At 69.5% G+C, this 15,481-nt stretch carries 13 protein-coding genes and 2 tRNA genes; 12 read left to right on the top strand and 3 right to left on the bottom strand.

What is annotated here, in order from left to right; genetic code table 11:
• Nucleotides 1-852: 852 nt before the first annotated feature.
• The 9 genes from ACWEVP_RS25425 (at nt 853) to ACWEVP_RS25385 (ending at nt 8,488) form a co-directional block, all read left to right on the top strand.
• Entirely contained in the window at nt 853-2,043 is a 1,191-nt protein-coding gene (locus tag ACWEVP_RS25425) for a pentapeptide repeat-containing protein (RefSeq protein ID WP_452065062.1), read from the top strand.
• Between the two features lie 317 nt (nt 2,044-2,360).
• The gene (locus tag ACWEVP_RS25420; RefSeq protein ID WP_452065061.1) at nt 2,361-3,182 is read left to right on the top strand and encodes a CPBP family intramembrane glutamic endopeptidase; all 822 of its coding nucleotides are present in this window, start codon (nt 2,361-2,363) and stop codon (nt 3,180-3,182) included.
• Nucleotides 3,179-4,345 carry a sensor histidine kinase gene (locus ACWEVP_RS25415; protein WP_452065060.1) on the top strand — a complete coding sequence of 389 codons (1,167 nt, stop codon included), beginning with the start codon at nt 3,179-3,181 and terminating at the stop codon, nt 4,343-4,345. Before ACWEVP_RS25420 ends, ACWEVP_RS25415 begins: the two co-directional genes overlap by 4 nt.
• Entirely contained in the window at nt 4,342-4,986 is a 645-nt protein-coding gene (locus ACWEVP_RS25410) for a response regulator (RefSeq protein ID WP_452065059.1), read from the top strand. The genes ACWEVP_RS25415 and ACWEVP_RS25410 overlap by 4 nt, the downstream gene beginning before the upstream one ends.
• Before the next feature lie 193 nt (nt 4,987-5,179).
• Nucleotides 5,180-5,252 (top strand) — tRNA-Gly (locus tag ACWEVP_RS25405).
• A gap of 10 nt (nt 5,253-5,262) precedes the next feature.
• A tRNA-Glu gene (locus ACWEVP_RS25400) sits at nt 5,263-5,334 on the top strand.
• Between the two features lie 150 nt (nt 5,335-5,484).
• On the top strand, nt 5,485-6,348 hold the full coding sequence (locus ACWEVP_RS25395) for an alpha/beta fold hydrolase (protein WP_452065058.1): 864 nt from the start codon (nt 5,485-5,487) through the stop codon (nt 6,346-6,348).
• 103 nt (nt 6,349-6,451) lie between these two features.
• Complete coding sequence (locus ACWEVP_RS25390) at nt 6,452-7,852, top strand: MFS transporter (protein WP_452065057.1); 1,401 nt, start codon at nt 6,452-6,454, stop codon at nt 7,850-7,852.
• 15 nt (nt 7,853-7,867) lie between these two features.
• Complete coding sequence (locus ACWEVP_RS25385; protein ID WP_452065056.1) at nt 7,868-8,488, top strand: TetR/AcrR family transcriptional regulator; 621 nt, start codon at nt 7,868-7,870, stop codon at nt 8,486-8,488.
• A 2-nt stretch (nt 8,489-8,490) separates the two neighbouring features.
• On the opposite strand, the gene ACWEVP_RS25380 is transcribed toward ACWEVP_RS25385, so the two are convergent.
• Both ACWEVP_RS25380 and ACWEVP_RS25375 read right to left on the bottom strand, forming a co-directional pair.
• Nucleotides 8,491-8,649, bottom strand: a complete 159-nt coding sequence (locus tag ACWEVP_RS25380) for a hypothetical protein (protein ID WP_452065055.1) — start codon at nt 8,647-8,649, stop codon at nt 8,491-8,493.
• Nucleotides 8,650-8,787: 138 nt separating this feature from the next.
• Complete coding sequence (locus tag ACWEVP_RS25375) at nt 8,788-10,980, bottom strand: NB-ARC domain-containing protein (RefSeq protein ID WP_452065054.1); 2,193 nt, start codon at nt 10,978-10,980, stop codon at nt 8,788-8,790.
• Nucleotides 10,981-11,349: 369 nt separating this feature from the next.
• Between ACWEVP_RS25375 and ACWEVP_RS25370 the strand changes: the two genes are divergently transcribed.
• From ACWEVP_RS25370 to ACWEVP_RS25360, 3 genes are all read left to right on the top strand, one after another.
• Complete coding sequence (locus tag ACWEVP_RS25370; RefSeq protein WP_452065053.1) at nt 11,350-12,330, top strand: hypothetical protein; 981 nt, start codon at nt 11,350-11,352, stop codon at nt 12,328-12,330.
• 261 nt (nt 12,331-12,591) lie between these two features.
• Nucleotides 12,592-13,974 carry a TIR domain-containing protein gene (locus ACWEVP_RS25365; RefSeq protein ID WP_452065052.1) on the top strand — a complete coding sequence of 461 codons (1,383 nt, stop codon included), beginning with the start codon at nt 12,592-12,594 and terminating at the stop codon, nt 13,972-13,974.
• Nucleotides 13,949-14,803: an ion transporter gene (locus ACWEVP_RS25360; RefSeq protein ID WP_452065051.1), complete on the top strand. Its 855-nt coding sequence runs from the start codon at nt 13,949-13,951 to the stop codon at nt 14,801-14,803. Before ACWEVP_RS25365 ends, ACWEVP_RS25360 begins: the two co-directional genes overlap by 26 nt.
• Here the strand turns inward: ACWEVP_RS25360 and ACWEVP_RS25355 are convergent.
• Nucleotides 14,792-15,481 carry a TioE family transcriptional regulator gene (locus ACWEVP_RS25355; RefSeq protein WP_452065050.1) on the bottom strand — a complete coding sequence of 230 codons (690 nt, stop codon included), beginning with the start codon at nt 15,479-15,481 and terminating at the stop codon, nt 14,792-14,794. The two genes, ACWEVP_RS25360 and ACWEVP_RS25355, sit on opposite strands and share 12 nt — an antisense overlap.

The following is a 15,481-nucleotide window of genomic DNA, read 5'->3' as shown; positions in this document are numbered from 1 at the left end:
CAGGTAAGAATTCGGCTGCCGGCTCGACTGGTTCGATATCTGTCGAAAATGCAGGATTCTCGCTGGAAGATCATTCGGGGAAACCGGTCACTAGCGTCCGTGACGCGTCAGACTCTGCCCGGAAGCGTCGAGTTCATGCGAGAATTCTGGAGTTTCAGCCGAGTTCGCGGCCGGGTGCAAAGCTTGCGAGGGGGCCTATCTTCATATTGGGGGCGCTCGGCGGTCTCCTTGCGCTGATTCTTGGAGTGAGTCAAGCTCTGGGTGTCACTGGGGTGCCAACGATTAAACCGGCCTCCGAGGAGCCGTCAATTGTTGACGACTCGGGGTTCGATGGCGTTGATCATGTTTCGCCCGACAGCGCACCTCTAGGGGCTCGAAGTAGCGCCCCTCCGACAGAAAAGCGCAGTTTATCTGCGTCGGCAGATGGTCGCTCCGAAAATGGAATTGCTCGTATGCTGCAGGAGGGGGCTGGGTCGAGTTCGGCCCCATCGTCGGAAAGTGCGCGGATCGCGCCGATGTCAACATCTCAGGTTTCGCCAACGGCGAGCGTGTCGGCTTCAAGTAAAAGCTCGAATTCGGCAACTCCCCGCGTGGATCCCAGTTCGAAAGTCGAGTCATCGAGTGAATCGGTCGCGCCGTAGCCTGCGGTAGTGCTCCAATCTTTGTCGCTCCCCTTTGTGGCGGAGAATAATCGATGAACCGAGCTGATTTTGCGGAATGTCCGATGAGTCCGGAAAATTTCTCGAAATACTGTCGGAGTTTGCCGCGTGCGCACCACCTGTAATTTCAGTGTTCGAAATCACCAAATGAATCAGGATGGCGTGTGTGATGCCTGTTAAATCATCATCCTCGATGCGGCGCGGACGTGCCTTACCTGGCTCCTGGCTGGGCATTGCGCTGATCGTCGCGCTGCCGGTAGTGTTGTTCGCCGCGGCGGCGATATTCATCCTGTCGTTGACCGTGCACCCGGTGAGTGCGCAGGATCGAATTGAGCTGGTCAAGGCCGGTCTGGGTGTAGGGGCTGGTACTGGCGGTGTGGTGGCTTTGGTTCTCACTGGTCGACGCCAGTGGGCAACTGAATATGCCAACCGTGAGACCGAGCACGACGCAACTGAGCGCCGAGCAACTGAACTCTATGCCAAAGCTGCTGAACAGCTTGGCTCCAGCTATGCGCCGGTGCGTCTCGCCGGGCTCTACGCCTTGGAACGGCTCGCCGACACGCACGCTGGCCAACGACAGACTGTTGCCAACCTTCTGTGTGCATATCTGCGCATGCCCTTCGACCATCGCGGTGAATTCGCTGGAGCCGAGGGTGAGGATGCCGGTTCTGCCACGCTCCGCCTTGGTGCGGAGCATCGGCATGAGCGTGAAGTGCGGCAAGCTGCTCAAGCCATCTTGACTGCCCATCTCTCGACCGACGAGCGGCCCGACGCGCTGACCACCGAGCACTGGGACAAGATCAGGTTGAATCTGGTCGGCGCTACCCTTATTGATTTCGATCTTGGGTACGGCTCGGTCGCTCGCGCCGATTTTACTGGTGCAAAATTCGTCGGTGATGTGACTGAATTTTCATATACCGCATTTGAGGAAGGGGCAATATTCATCGATGTCCAATTTCTAGGAGCTGCATCATTTTATTGCAGCAATTTCTTCGACGCGACCCATTTTAGTCGAGCATCTTTTCGTGGTCACGCCAACTTTCGCGGCGCCCACTTTTGGCACCAAGCGTTCTTCAATGAGTCATTTTTTGGCGGCAATGCCAATTTTTCCGAAGTTGCATTTACTGTGGGCGCGACTGGGGCGCCTGGTGTGTGGTTCAACGATTCTCGATTCGAAAGTGTTGCCACCTTTCGGGAAGTTACGGCGGCTGATGCGGTCGTAACTTTCGAGCGAGCCAGCTTTGCTAGTGCAATTTTTGATAAGGCTGTGTTTGATCAGGGTATCGTTGGACTGCATGAAGGCTCTGCTACAAAAGGAATCTCGGTTATTGACGCGACCAGTGTTGGAAAGAATATCACGCTGAATCGGCCATCGTCTGAATGATCGGGTTCCTTTAGTGTTGTGCCGAGGTGACGTAAATAGGACTCGTCGAGACCGTGCGAGTAATCGAAATTTGTGGTGGGGGGCTCTGCCTTTTCCAAAACCTGCAGACTGGCTTGGCACCTTCAATGCCATGCCGGTCACGCCAAGTAGGAACCCACTGTTTGGCCACCTCCGCTCGAAGGTGGTCAGGTGACGGTTGTCCCCCGTGCGAGCTACTCGCAACTGTCCACTCCACGGTGACGTCCCGAGCCGTCGAAATCCCTAGCGTTCTCCACGTCCCCGGCACTCCCGCCAGGGGTTCTCGCTAAGGAGTCGTCGTGCGACTGTTCTTGCAGCTCGTCACCGTCGTGGCCGTTGCCCTCGCCGGTAGCCTGGCCGTTGGCGCCGTTCAGTGGAACGTTCCGCTCACCCTCGTCCTCGGGCTCGGCAGTGCCGCCCTCGCCGTGGTTGCCTACCGGTGGATCGTCCGCAAGACCGAAGACCGCGTGCCGGCCGAAATCGCCAAGAACAACGCGGCTCTCGGGCGGGGGTTGCTCATCGGGTTCTCGCTCTTCGCCTGCGTCATCGGGAACATCGCCCTCCTCGGTGACTACGACGTGCTCGGCTGGGGTTCCGTCGGTGGGGCCCTCGCGCTCTTCGGGTTCAGCGCCGCCGCTGCCGTCACCGAAGAGCTCCTCTTCCGCGGCATCCTCTTCCGGTTCGTCGAACGGTGGATCGGCACCTGGCTCGCGCTGACGCTCACCGGCCTGCTGTTCGGGCTCTCGCACCTCTTCAACGCCCACGCCACGTTCTGGGGCGCCCTCGCCATCGCCGTCGAGGCCGGTGGCATGCTCGCCGCCGCCTACGCCGCCACCCGGACGCTCTGGCTGCCGATCGGGCTGCACTTCGCGTGGAACTTCGCCGAGGGCGGGATCTTCGGCACCGGCGTCTCGGGCACCGACGCTCCGCAGGGACTGCTCCACGCCGTCACGTCCGGCCCGGCCGCGCTCACCGGCGGGGAGTTCGGCCCCGAAGCGAGCCTCTACTCGGTCGTCGCCGGCGTCGTCACCACCGCGGTCTTCATGGTGCTCGCCCGGCGGCGCGGGAACATCGTTCCCCTTCGCCGGCGCACCGCCGACACCGCTACTGTCGTCGCGTGATCGACCTCTGGCGGCGGCTCGACGTCACGGTCCGGGACCTCTCGCTCGGGCTGCTGCTCGCCGGCCTGGCGCTGATCCCGGCCCTCGGCGGCTACGGCACCCAGGTCGGCAACCTGCCGACGCGGCCGATGGACGCCTTCGCGCTCGTGGTGGTCGCCGTCGAGTGCCTGCCGCTGGCCCTGCGGCGGCGGTGGCCCGCCGGGTGCCTCGCGCTCGTGTCGGCCGGCTTCGCCGTCGACCAGCTTTGGGGCTACCACACGGTTTCCGGCACCGCGCTGCCGATCGCGCTGCTGAGCGCGGCGGCTCACCTGCCGCGGTACCGGTGGACGACCGTGGCCATCGCTTCGGCGGCGTACGCGGCACTCGCCGTCGCGCTCGCTTCGCGCGGGTCGTCCGAGGGCTGGGCGGGGTTCGTGACGTTCTACTTCGCCCTCGCCCTCGCGTGGGGAATCGGCGCGTGGCTGCGGCAATCGCGCGCCGCCGAGGCGGAGCACCGCCGCCACGTCGCCGAGACGACCCGCACCGCCGAACGCACCCGCATCGCGCGCGAACTCCACGACGTCGTGACCCACCACGTGACGGCGATGGTCGTGCAGACCGAGGCGGCGCGCTACCTGACCGCGGCGCCGGAGCGGCTCGACCAGGCGCTGACCGCGATCACCGACACCGGGCGGCTGGCGATCACGGACCTGCGCCACCTGCTCGACCTGCTCAACCCGGACTACGGCACCGAGCCGCGCACGTCCGGCTCGCTGGAGACGCTCATCGAGCAGACGCGGCGCGCTGGACAACCGGTCGAGTTCACCGAGGTCGGCTCGCCCGCGGCGCCGGGGAGTGCGGAGGCGGTGGCCTACCGCGTGGTCCAGGAGGCGTTGACGAACGCGCTCAAGCACGCGCACGGCAGCCGCACCGACGTCCGCGTGGAGCACGGCCCTCGCGAGATCGTCGTGGTGGTGACTTCCGGGGCACCGAAACTGTCGGTGCCGTCCGGTAGCGTGGAAAACGGGGGCGCCCCCGCGGCCCCGGTGGTGTTGCGCGGCAGCGGGCGGGGCCTGGCGGGGCTGCGCGAACGCGTCGGCGTGCTCGGCGGGGAGTTCACGGCGGAGCGTCGTGAGGGCGGATTCGTCGTCGAGGCAAGGATTCCCGCGGGGAGGGCTTCGTGATCCGGGTGCTGGTCTGCGACGACCAGGCGTTGATCCGCACGGGCTTCGCGACGATCATCGACGCTCAGCCCGACCTCGAGGTGGTCGGCGAATGCGGCGACGGGCGCACGGCGGTCGACCTCGCCGGCTCGCTGCGCCCGGACGTCGTGGTGATGGACGTCCGGATGCCGGTGCTCGACGGCATCGAGGCGACGCGCCTGCTGGCCGGCGCCGGGGTCGCGCGGCCGGTGAAGGTGCTGGTGGTGACGACGTTCAACCTCGACGAGTACGTGTACGAGGCGCTGCGCGCGGGCGCCAGCGGGTTCCTGCTGAAGGACGCCCCGCCGGCGCAGCTGCTGCACGGGATCCGCACCGTCGCGACCGGCGCGGCGCTGCTGGACCCCGAGGTCACGCGCCGGCTGGTGGGGAAGTACGCCGCGCGGATCCGGCCGGCCGCGTCCGGCGAAGTCGCCTTGGCGCCGCGGGAACTGGAAGTGCTGCGGCTGATCGCCGACGGGCTGTCCAACAGCGAGATCGCCGCCGCGCTGGTGATCAGCCAGGAGACCGTGAAGACGTACGTGTCGCGGATCCTGACCAAACTGGACCTGCGGGACCGGGTGCAGGCCGTGGTGTACGCGTACCGCACCGGGCTGGTCGGTTAATGCGTTGACGCTGTTCGGCCGGATGGGTGAGGATGGTTCCTATGCGAGAACACAATCTTGGAAGGCTCCTCGTGCCGGCGTAGTACGCCGCCACGTCAAGGAGCCGCCCATCGAGCAATCGATCCGGGCGGCTTTTTTGTGCCTTTTTCCTGCGCTCGTCTTCGCCGCGGATGCGGTGGACGCGAGCGCGCCCGCGGCCGTGGTGAACTCGGCGGACACACCGGTCTTCCAAACCGGAGCAGTGGGTTCGATGCCCACCGGCCGCTCGTTTTGCAAGGCGCGTTGGTCCAGCGGTACGGATTCCCGGTTCTCACCCGGGGGACCCGGGTTCGACTCCCGGACGCGCTGCGAGTCCGCCCACCCCACCGCGCGCGGTTCGGCAACCAGCGGGGTCTCATACCCCCCGCCCACGTGGATCGACACCACGGCGCGCGACCACCCGAAACTGTCGGTGCCCCCGGCTACGCTTCCCCAACGTCCGAACTGGGGAGGCACCAAATGACCACGCACACACTGGAAACACCCGAGGCCGACATCGTCTACGACGTCCACGGCCCCGCGCCCGCCGACAGTCCGCGCCCGCCTCTGCTCATGGCCGGGCAGCCCATGGACGCCACCGGGTTCAGCACGCTGGCGTCCTTCTTCCCCGACCGGACGGTCGTCACCTACGACCCGCGCGGGCTGGGGCGCAGCAAGCGCAAGGACGGCCGGGAAGACCACGATCCCGCCACCCAGGCGGGTGATCTCCACGCCGTCATCCAGGCGCTCGGCGCCGGCGCCGTCGAGGTGTTCGGGAGCAGCGGGGGCGCCGTCGCCGCGCTCGCGCTCGTCTCCGCCCACCCGGACGACGTCTCCACGCTCGTCGCGCACGAGCCGCCGCTCGTCGGGGTGCTGCCCGACGCCGACGCGGCCGACCGGGCCGGTAAGGCCTTCCGGGACGCCTACGCGGCGCGCGGCTTCGGGGCCGGCATGGCGGCGTTCATCGCGATGACCTCGTGGAAGGGCGAGTTCACCGACGACTACTTCGCGCAGCCCGCGCCGGACCCGGCCCAGTTCGGCCTGCCCACCGAAGACGACGGCCGCCGCGACGACCCGCTGATGAGCGAGCGCTCGGTGGCCGTCTCCGCCTACCGGCTCGACGTCGACGCGCTGAACGCGGCGCCGACGCGGATCGTGATCGCCGTCGGCGAGGAGTCCCTCGACGTCATGACCGGGCGCGCCGCCCTCGCCACCGCCGCCCGCCTCGGCCAGGAGGCGACCGTCTTCCCCAGTCACCACGGCGGTTTCCTCGGCGGCGAATTCGGCTACGCCGGCCAGCCCGAGGCGTTCGCCCGGAAGCTGCGGGAGGTGCTCGAAGGCTGATAGTCACCCCTCTGGCGAACTGAATCAAACAACTGGTTGACAGAGTAAGTCGACTGGTTGATGCTTGCTGCGTCGAGTTCGCTCGTGGAGCAAGGGGGTCGTCGTGGGGAAGCACGCGCTCAGGTGGTGGGCACTGGCGGTCGTGGTGCTGGCCGTCCTGGTGGACATGATCGACAACCAGATCGTGGCGGTGGCGCTGCCGACCGTCCAGCGGGAGCTCGGCGCCGGAGGTGCCGCGCTGCAGTGGATTTCGGCCGGCTACGCGCTCGGGTTCGCGCTGACGCTGATCACCGGCGGCCGCCTGGGCGACCGGCACGGCACGAAGAAGCTGTTCGTCGCCGGCATGCTGGTGTTCACCGCGGCGTCGCTGGCCGCTGGTCTCGCCGGGCACGTCGGCGTGCTGATCGCCGCGCGCGTCGTGCAGGGCGCCGGGTCCGGGCTGATGGTGCCGCAGGTGCTTTCGTTCGTCCAAGCGGAGTTCGACGAGCGCGAACGGCCGAAGGCGATGGCCTGGTACGCGGGCGCGTTCCCGGTCGGCGGGCTCGCCGGCCCGCTGCTCGGCGGCGCGCTGACCCAGGCCGACCTCTTCGGCACCGGCTGGCGCGCGATCTTCCTGGTGAACGTGCCCGTCGGCGTGCTCGCGCTGGCCGGCGCGGCGGTGACGATGCCGAACCGGCCCGGGTTCCTCCGGCACCGCCTCGACGTCGTGGGCCTCGCGCTGCTGACCGCCGTGCTGTTCGCGGTGTTCTACCCGCTGGTGCAGGGCCGCGAGCTGGGCTGGCCGGTGTGGTCGGTCGTGCTGCTGGTGGCGGCCGCTCCGCTGGCCGGGCTTTTCGCGCTGTACCAACGGTTCCAGGCGCGTCGCGGCGGCGAACCGCTGGTGCCGGCGGACCTGGTACGGCGGCTGGCGAGCGGTCAGGCGGTGCTGTTCTGCGTCAACACCGGCGTCGGCGTGTTCTTCGTCCTCACCCTGCACCTGCAGCTGGGCCTCGGGTTCTCGCCGTGGGAGGCGGCGGTGACGTTCGCGCCGTCGACGCTCGGCATCGTCGCGGGCAACGTCCTGGGCATGCGGCTCGCGCCGTCGCTCGGGCGGTCGTTCGCCGCGGGGGCCGTCGCGGTGCTGCTCGCGAGCCTGGTCGCGGTCGCCGTTCTGGTGCTGTCACAGGGCGCGGCGCTGAGCGGGTGGGCGCTGCTGGGGCCTGTCGTCGGCGTCGGGGCCGGGCTGGGCGCGGTGCTGAACGCGCTGTTCGCGTCGGCGATGGGCGAGATCCGTCCGGACCAGGCGGGCGCGGCGTCCGGCGTCGTGAACACCACCGTCCAGCTGGGCACGGCGACTGGGATCGCGCTCTTCGGCACGGTGTTCTTCTCCCGGCTCGACGGCGGGTACGCGGCCGCGACGGCCGGGGCCGTCCTGGTCAGCGCGGGCGTGCTGGTGCTGGCGCTCGCGCTGACAGCGGCGTTGCCGGTTCACTCATCCGTTCCGCAGAGTCAAGTGGTTGGTTGACGTATAGTCGCGGGCGTGACCGCCTCGAAGCCCCGTCGTTCGCCGAAACCCCAGGAGCGGCAACGGGATCCGGAACGCACTCGCCGGCTGATCCTGGAGGCGGCGGGTGCGGAGTTCGCGGCGAAGGGCTACGCGGGCGCGCGGATCGCGTCGATCGCGGGCCGCGCGGGCGTGAACCAGCAGCTGATTTCGTACTACTTCGACGGCAAAGAGGGCCTGTACCGGGCGTTGTCGGAGCAGTGGACCGAGCAGCAGCGGGACATGGTCGCGCCGGACGTGCCGCTGGCGGAACAGGTGCGCCGGCACGCGCTGTCGAGCCGCGACGGAATGCGGCTGGTGGCGTGGTCGGGCCTGGAGTACGAAGGCGCGGAAACGGATCCCGACCACGCGCCGAGAACACAGCGCCTGGCCGGGACGGTGAAACTGATAGCGTCGATGAAGGCCGAGGGCCGGCTGCCGGAATGGGTCGACCCGGAATGCCTCACGATCCTGCTGATGGCGGCGGCCATGGCCCCGGTGACCCTGCCGCACGTGACCGAGGGACTGACGCGGACCGCGCCGGACGACCCGGAGTTCGTGGAGCGGTACGCCGACCAGCTGGCCAAACTGGTCGAGCACCTGGCGCCGGGCACCTGAGCTCAGTGTTCGACGGGCTCGGAGGTCGCCACGGCGGGCCCCTGGCCGGGCGTGCCCGACGGGGCGCTGGGGCCGTGGAGCGAAAGGCCGGCGACGAGTGCCACCGCGACCAGGAAGAGCGCGGCGCGGACGAGGGTGGAAAACGAACAGACGACCATCATGATTCGCTCCTCGGGATTTCCCCGTTCAACGGGGGTTCGGCGATTCCGGAACTCTATTGATGGTGCGCTTTCGCGGGCCCGGGGAACAAGGCGTTTCCGTTGCCGGAAACGGGTTGTGCGAGGGAAACCCCGCGGGCGTCAGCCGACCGCCGCGCGGTCCCGGTACTCGGCCTCGCCGAGCACTCTCGGATCCAGCGTGACCCGGTACTCCGCCGCCTCGGTCCACCAGCGAGCCGCCGCCCGGCGGTCCCCGCGGCCGGCCGCGGTGTTGCCCAGACCCGTCAACGCGCGGGCCCGCTCGTACTCGCTGCCCGCCTCGTCCGCCAATTCGGCCGCACGGCGATAGCACCCCTCGGCTTCCGCCCACTGGCCCGCGCGAAACCGCACCCAGGCCTCGCAGTTGACCGACATGACCCGGTCCACCGGCAGTTGAGCGAGCCGAACCGCTTCCTGCGCACTGGACAGCGCGGAATCGAACCGCTCCAGCACCGTCGACGCGAGCGCGATGCCGCGAAGCGCGATGACGACGTTGCGCGTGCGCCCGGTCCGGCGGTAAACGGCCAGCACCGTCGTCAAATCCGCCAGCGTCGCTTCCGCCTCGCCGCGGTACAGGCGCGCCCACGCCAGGCTGGACAGCGCGTCGATCGCGCCGCGGTCGTCGCGGGCGCGGGCGAAGCACTCCTGTGCCCGCTCGTGGAAGCGGACCGCCTCGTCGACGCGCCCCGATTCGACGTGGGCCATGCCCAGGTTGTTGAGGATCATGCCGGTCGCGCTCGGGTCGCCGAGCGCGCGCGTCGCTTCGAGGGCGCGTTCGTGCGTCCGGACCCACGGCTCGAACAGCTTCTCCCGGAAGAAGAACGCGCGGAGCACGAACGCGAGCTGCCAGCAGCGATCGTGCAGCCCGTGCCGGAACGCGGAATCGACGAGCTCGGCGAGCGTCGGCCACTGCGCGGCCAGCCAGGCCAGCGCGCCGTCCGCGTCGGTGAACGGGACACCCACCGCCGGGAGGCCGGTGGCCGGGCGGAACCGGTACGGCTCCGCCAGTTCGTCGGCCGCCAGCGTCGCCGCGAGCGCGTGGTCGACGAGCCGGGCCACGGCCGACGAACGGTCCTCCGGCTCGACGCCGGGCAGCGCGTGGGTCGACGCGAACATCCGCATCAGGTCGTGGAGCTCGACGTACCCGCGCTCGTCGCGGACGACCAGGTGGGCGTCGTGCAACCGGTCGACCAGCCGGTCCGCTTCACCGGGCCCGAGGCCCGCGAGCGCTTCGACCGCCGCGGTTTCCGCCGCGGTCGCGGGGTGCAGGGCGAGCAGGCCGAGCAGCCGCCGCTGGTCACCGGGCAGGGACTCGTACGACACCGCGAACGCCGTCGCGACGCTGCGCTCGCCGTCGTCCAGCGTGCCGAGGCGGGTCGTTTCGTCGGCGAGCCGGTCACGCAGCCGCGCCGCCGTCCAGCCGCCGGCGACGAACCGGGCGGCGACGATGCGCACGGCGAGCGGGAGCTGCCCGCAGTACCGGACGATCTCGGTCGCCACGCCCTCGTCGTCCGGTGCGTGGTCACCCGCGACGGACCGCAGCAGCGCCACGGCGTCGCCGAGGGGCAGCACGTCGACCGGGAAGTGCCAGGCGTCGTCGAGCGCGGGGAGCCGGCCCCGGCTGGTCACCAGGATCCGCGACGACGTCTCGCCGGGGACGATCGCGCGGATCTGCTCGGCGGAGCGCACGTTGTCCAGCACGAGGATCATCCGGCGGCCGCGCAGCTGGTCGCGGACCAGGTTGGCCAAGCCGTCCTCGTCGGCGGGCAGCTGGTCGGCCGAGACGTCCAGCAGCCGCAGCAGCCTGCCCAGCGCCTCGCCGGCCGACAGCTCGGCCGCGCCGGGCGTGTGCCCCCGGAGGTCGAAGAACAGGCAGCCGTCCGGGAAGGACCGTTCGACCCGCCGGGCCGCGGCGACGGCCAGCGCCGTCTTGCCCGCGCCCGCCATCCCGTGCACGACGCCGACCCGGGCGTCGTCCGGGTCGAGCAACAGCGCGGAAAGCGCGTCGAGTTCCGTTTCCCGCCCGACGAAGTAGCGGCCGGCGGCCGGCAACCCGGCGATGCCGCCGGCACTGCGCCGCGCGGACGATGCCGGCTCCGTGACGAGGGCGAGCAGTTCGCCGCCCGCGCCGAGTGCTTGGTCGCAGGCCTTGGCCAGTTCCCGGTTCACCCGGGTCTTGCCGTTCTCCACCTTGCTCAGGTAGCCCTTGGTGAAATGCACGGCCGCCGCGAGTCCGGTCAGTGACATGCCGACCGACGTCCGTCGACGTTTCAATTCCGCTCCAAAGTCCGGCATCGGTCAATCATCCTGTATCGGTCGAACGGGGGGAAGGTGAGACCGGCGGCCCGGGCCCGCCGGCCGGTTCCTGATCAGCCCAGCAGGGAGACCAGCTGGCTCAGCACGATGACGATGTGCGTGTGCATCGCTTTCCCCTTTCCGCATCGGATTTCTTGTTCCGCCGAACGGTTTCGGCGGAACAAGCATCACCCGGTGAATGCGGAGCGGACAGGTGTTTCCCGTTGCCGGCCAGGGGGAAACCGTTGCCACCGGATCGGCCTGCGCTGTTTCCCGGTTCCGGAAACCGGCCGGAAACGGGTGACGGCGCGGGCCGCGGCGGAGCACCATGAGTAGACTTCCCCGCAGCGACCAAGACGGAGGTGCGGCTTGGCTCAGGAGGCGGCCGAAGCGAAGATCAACGCTCTCTCATCGGAGCTGAAACTGCTTCGCAAAGGTCTGGGCGTCCAAGCGAAGAACCTGCCGGGGGACGTGGGCGAAGCGCTGCGCGAGGTGTGCGGTGTCGGCGAGGACGACGCGCCCGGAACGGTCCGCGCGAAAGTGGTCGCCACGCTTGTTTCCTTGATCGAAAAGCTGCCCGAATCGCAGCGGGAAACGGCGCGGATCGTGCTGGGGTTCGGCACCGGCGCGAACGAGCGCTACACCGCGCGCCTCGAGCTGCTGGGCACCGGGGCCGACCGCAACGTCCGCACGATGCAACGCCGGGCCGACGACGTCCTGTACCTGATCGCCGAGACCGCCTACCAGTCGCCCGCGGCGTTCGGCGGCGTGCCGCCCGACAGCCGGGACCCGTGGCACACGTCGGCGCTGGCGGTCCGGCTGACCCTCACCGGGGTCGCGGCCGAAGTCTTCGAAACCCGGCGCATCGTCAGCCACGTCGCCGGGCTCGAGGAGATCGAGCACGGCGTCTCCCTCGCGCGGCCCGCCAGCACGACCGCCCCGCCGGACCTCTCCAAGCTCGGCATCGACGTCGTCGCGGGCGGCGAGGTGCACTCCGTGCGGCTGGTGTCCTCCACCCGGGTGGCGTTCCGGCTGCGGCCGCCGCGGCCGCTGGACGCCGGTGACCAGCACGAATTCTTCTTCCGCATCCGGCTGGCGGAGCTGCCGGTGCCGTTCTACTGCTGCACGCCCGAGTTCCCGTGCGACAGTTTCGACCTCAACGTCCGGTTCGACCGGAACGAGCCGCCGCAGCGGATCTGGCGCATCGACGGCGACCTGTCGAAGGACGCGGCCGACCCGGTGCCGGCGCGCAAACCCCTGTTCCTCGACAGCGCGGGCGAAGTGCGCACCCAGTTCCACGGGCTGCAGCCCGCGAGGTCGTACGGGGTGGGCTGGCAGCCCGCCGGCTGACCGCGTCATGCTCCTCCTCACCGTGCGCGTCTTCTCCCAAGATGCCCTATCCGGCGACGGAAAGCCGCACCGGAAACGCGACAGAACCACGACAATTCCCGCGCTCGCCCGCTGACGTCTTTTTCTTTGGATTTCACCGGTCGCTTTTGAAGCGGTGACGATCCGGTCAAGGGGCGTGGCGCCGGTAACGTGTCGAGCTAATGCGGCGACGTCCGCGGCAGAATCATCCAGCGAGGCGCCGTAAAACCGCGAGGAGGTTCGATGCGCCCCCATGATGTCTTCCTCAGTTTCACCTGGTCGGACACCGCCGAGGTGAACGCGCTCGAGAACGCTCTCCGCGCCGCCGGGCTGCGGGTGTTCCGGGATCGGGGAATCGACAGGTTCGATGGTGTCACCGAGAAGCTCGTCTCCGCCCTCGCCGAGTCGAAGGTGCTGCTCGCCTACTATTCCCGCCACTTTCCGACCCGGTACGCGTGCCAATGGGAACTGACGTCCGCCTTTCTCGCGGCCCAGCGCTCCGGCGATCCCCGGCGGCGGGTGCTCGTGGTCAACCCCGAGCCCGACGGGAACCACATCGCGCCGGTCGAACTGGCGGACGCCGCCTACTTCGGACGGCCGCGCACCGAGCAGGACCTGGCCCGCATCGCCGACCGCGTCGCCGAGATGGTCCGGGCGGCGGACACCCCGCTGGGCGCGGTGCGCAGCACGGCACCGCTGCTGCCCCGGCTGCTGCGGCCGCGGCGGTTCGTGGGCCGGTACCGGCAGCTCTGGGCGGTGCACAGCGCCCTGCACGCGCGCGACCTGCCTGCCACCACGCCGCGGACGTCGGCCGCGCTCGCCGTCGTGCGCGGGCCCGCCGGCCTGGGGAAGACCAGCCTGGCCGAGCAGTACGCGTTCCTCTTCCGGGACGCCTTCGCCGGTGGGGTGCGCTGGCTCGACCTGTTCGGAAAGGACGATCCCGCCGGCGCGCTCGCGCGGTTCCACGCGCACCTCCGCACGATCGCGGCGGACCTCGGCGCCGACGTCGGCGACCGGTCGCCGGAAGAGATCCGCGACATGGTCGCCCGGCACATCGAAGCCGCGCGGAAACCGCAGCTGTGGGTCATCGACGACGTCCCGCCGGACCTGCCGGCCGCCGTGCTCGACGAGCTGGTGATGCCGACGTCCTACGTCCGGACGGTGCTGACCACGAGGTCCGGCCACCCCGGGTGGCCCGCACCGGTCGTCGACCTCGGTGGCTTGACCGAGGACGAGGGAACCGAGCTCTACACCGAGATCGCCGGGTCGGCGGACCCCGTCGAGCTCGCGGCCGTGCGCCGGCTCGTCGAGCGGTGCGGCGGGCACCCGATCGTGCTGACGAGCGTGAGCACGGCGCTGCGCGACCGCCGGAGCGCGACCGGCATCGCCGGCGCCCTCGACGCCGTGACCGGCCCCGCCGCCGACGTCCTGCGGCGGGCGGCGACCGCGCGGGCACCGGTGCGGCGGGTCCGGCGGGGGGAGCCGGTCGGCGAGCTCGTCCGGCAGGCTCTGCTGAGCCACTTCGGCGCGGACGGACTGGCTCTGGTCCGCGACACGACGGCGAACCGGCTGATCAAGGCGGTGCGTGCCATCATCGGGCATGGTCACCCTTCGCGACACCCGTGAGCCGGAGCTCAACAGCGGGGTCCTGCCCGGGAACGTGCGGGCCGACGACTGGATCATGCTCGCCCTCGCCGCCGGTTCGGTCGGGTTGCTCGGGTTCATGCTGCTGAGCCCGCCCGCGCGGGACGTCGGCCTGGTGATCTTCTTCGTCGACTGCGGGATCTGCGGTGTCTTCTTCCTCGAATTCCTGTGGCGGTGGCGGAAGCGGCGGTGGGCCCGGAAGTTCCTGGTGCGCAACTGGTACGAGCTGTTCGCCATGATCCCCGTCGCGCACCCCGCGATGGCCGCGCACAAGTTCGTCAGCGTCGTGCTGCTGCTGATCCGGGTCGGGCGGGCGGCGGACCGGGCCGTCGGCGAGCAGTTCACCTACCGGCTCGTCGACAAGCTGTCCGAGCCGATCGTGAAGGCGATCAAGAAGCCGGTGACCATCGCCGTGCTCGACGAGGTCGTCAAGGTGCTCGAAACCGGGAACTACCCGGAAAACCTCGCCAAGTCGCTCAACGCCAGCAAGGCCGAGCTGCGCACGATCATCGCCGAGAAGATCGCCGAAGACCCGCAGCTCGGGAAGCTCAAGCGGCTGCCTTTCCACGACGAAATCGTGCGGACCGTCGTCGACACGTCGTTCCGCGTGCTGCTCGAAGTCCTCGTCGACCCGCGGATCGACGACTTCTTCTCCGCCGTCGTCCGCGACAACCGCGAGCAGATCCGGCAGGCCGTGCAGCTCGGCCTGCACGAGACCGAGGACGACGAGAAGGAAAAGGCGCTGCGCGTGCGCACCCAGCACACGGCCGCGCTCGAGTACGACCGGCTGCACCCGAAGTCACGGCCGTGACCGCAGGTACGCGCCGAGCGGGCCCGCCGCGTCGAGCATGGCCACGCCGCGGGCGGTGAGCTTCTCCCGCCAGGCGTCCAGAGCGTCCACGAGGGACTCCGTGCCGCCGGCGGTGCGGACCTGGGCGACCACTGTGGCGATGTGGTCCAGCGGGTAGCCGCCCCGGCGGAGCAGGTGCGTCAGTTCCGCGTCGCGGATGTCGGCGGCGGAGAAGACGCGGTAGCCGGTGGCGGGGTTGCGGCGCGGTACGAGGATGCCGGCGCGCTCCCACGCCCGCAGGGTCGCCGCCGTGACGTCGAGGCGGTGGGCCAGTTCGCCGATCGACCAGCCGGTGGCGGCCGGTTCCGGCGCCGCTCCGGTGGTCAGGTGGCCGATGGCCGTCTCCACGGCGTTGAGGGTTTCGCGGTCGCGGAGCAGTTGTTCGTGCCCGCGGTCGATGAGGTTCAGCGCGCGATCGAGGTCGTCGTCGTGGACCGCGGTCATGATGCCGCCGGCGGTCGCGTGCCCGTAGGCGGGGACCAGGGCCAGGAACGCACGCAGGGCCGACGCGTGGAGCTCCGTGTAGATCCGGTACCCGCTGGGGGTGCGGGCGGCCGGCGGGAGGAAGCCGTCCTGCTCGTAGTTGCGGACCGCCTGCGTGGAGATGCCGTGCTCGCGGGCGAGGTCAGCGGGTCTCAA

It is taken from the genome of Amycolatopsis sp. NPDC003865 (assembly GCF_053605345.1).
This window is presented reverse-complemented; position numbering and strand designations above follow the sequence as displayed.

Coding starts and splice junctions, on each gene's coding strand:
- ACWEVP_RS25360 (WP_452065051.1), top strand. CDS start 13,949: ATGGTCACCCTTCGCGACACCCGTGAGCCGGAGCTCAACAGCGGGGTC.
- ACWEVP_RS25395 (WP_452065058.1), top strand. CDS start 5,485: ATGACCACGCACACACTGGAAACACCCGAGGCCGACATCGTCTACGAC.
- ACWEVP_RS25425 (WP_452065062.1), top strand. CDS start 853: ATGCGGCGCGGACGTGCCTTACCTGGCTCCTGGCTGGGCATTGCGCTG.
- ACWEVP_RS25380 (WP_452065055.1), bottom strand. CDS start 8,649: ATGATGGTCGTCTGTTCGTTTTCCACCCTCGTCCGCGCCGCGCTCTTC.
- ACWEVP_RS25375 (WP_452065054.1), bottom strand. CDS start 10,980: ATGCCGGACTTTGGAGCGGAATTGAAACGTCGACGGACGTCGGTCGGC.
- ACWEVP_RS25365 (WP_452065052.1), top strand. CDS start 12,592: ATGCGCCCCCATGATGTCTTCCTCAGTTTCACCTGGTCGGACACCGCC.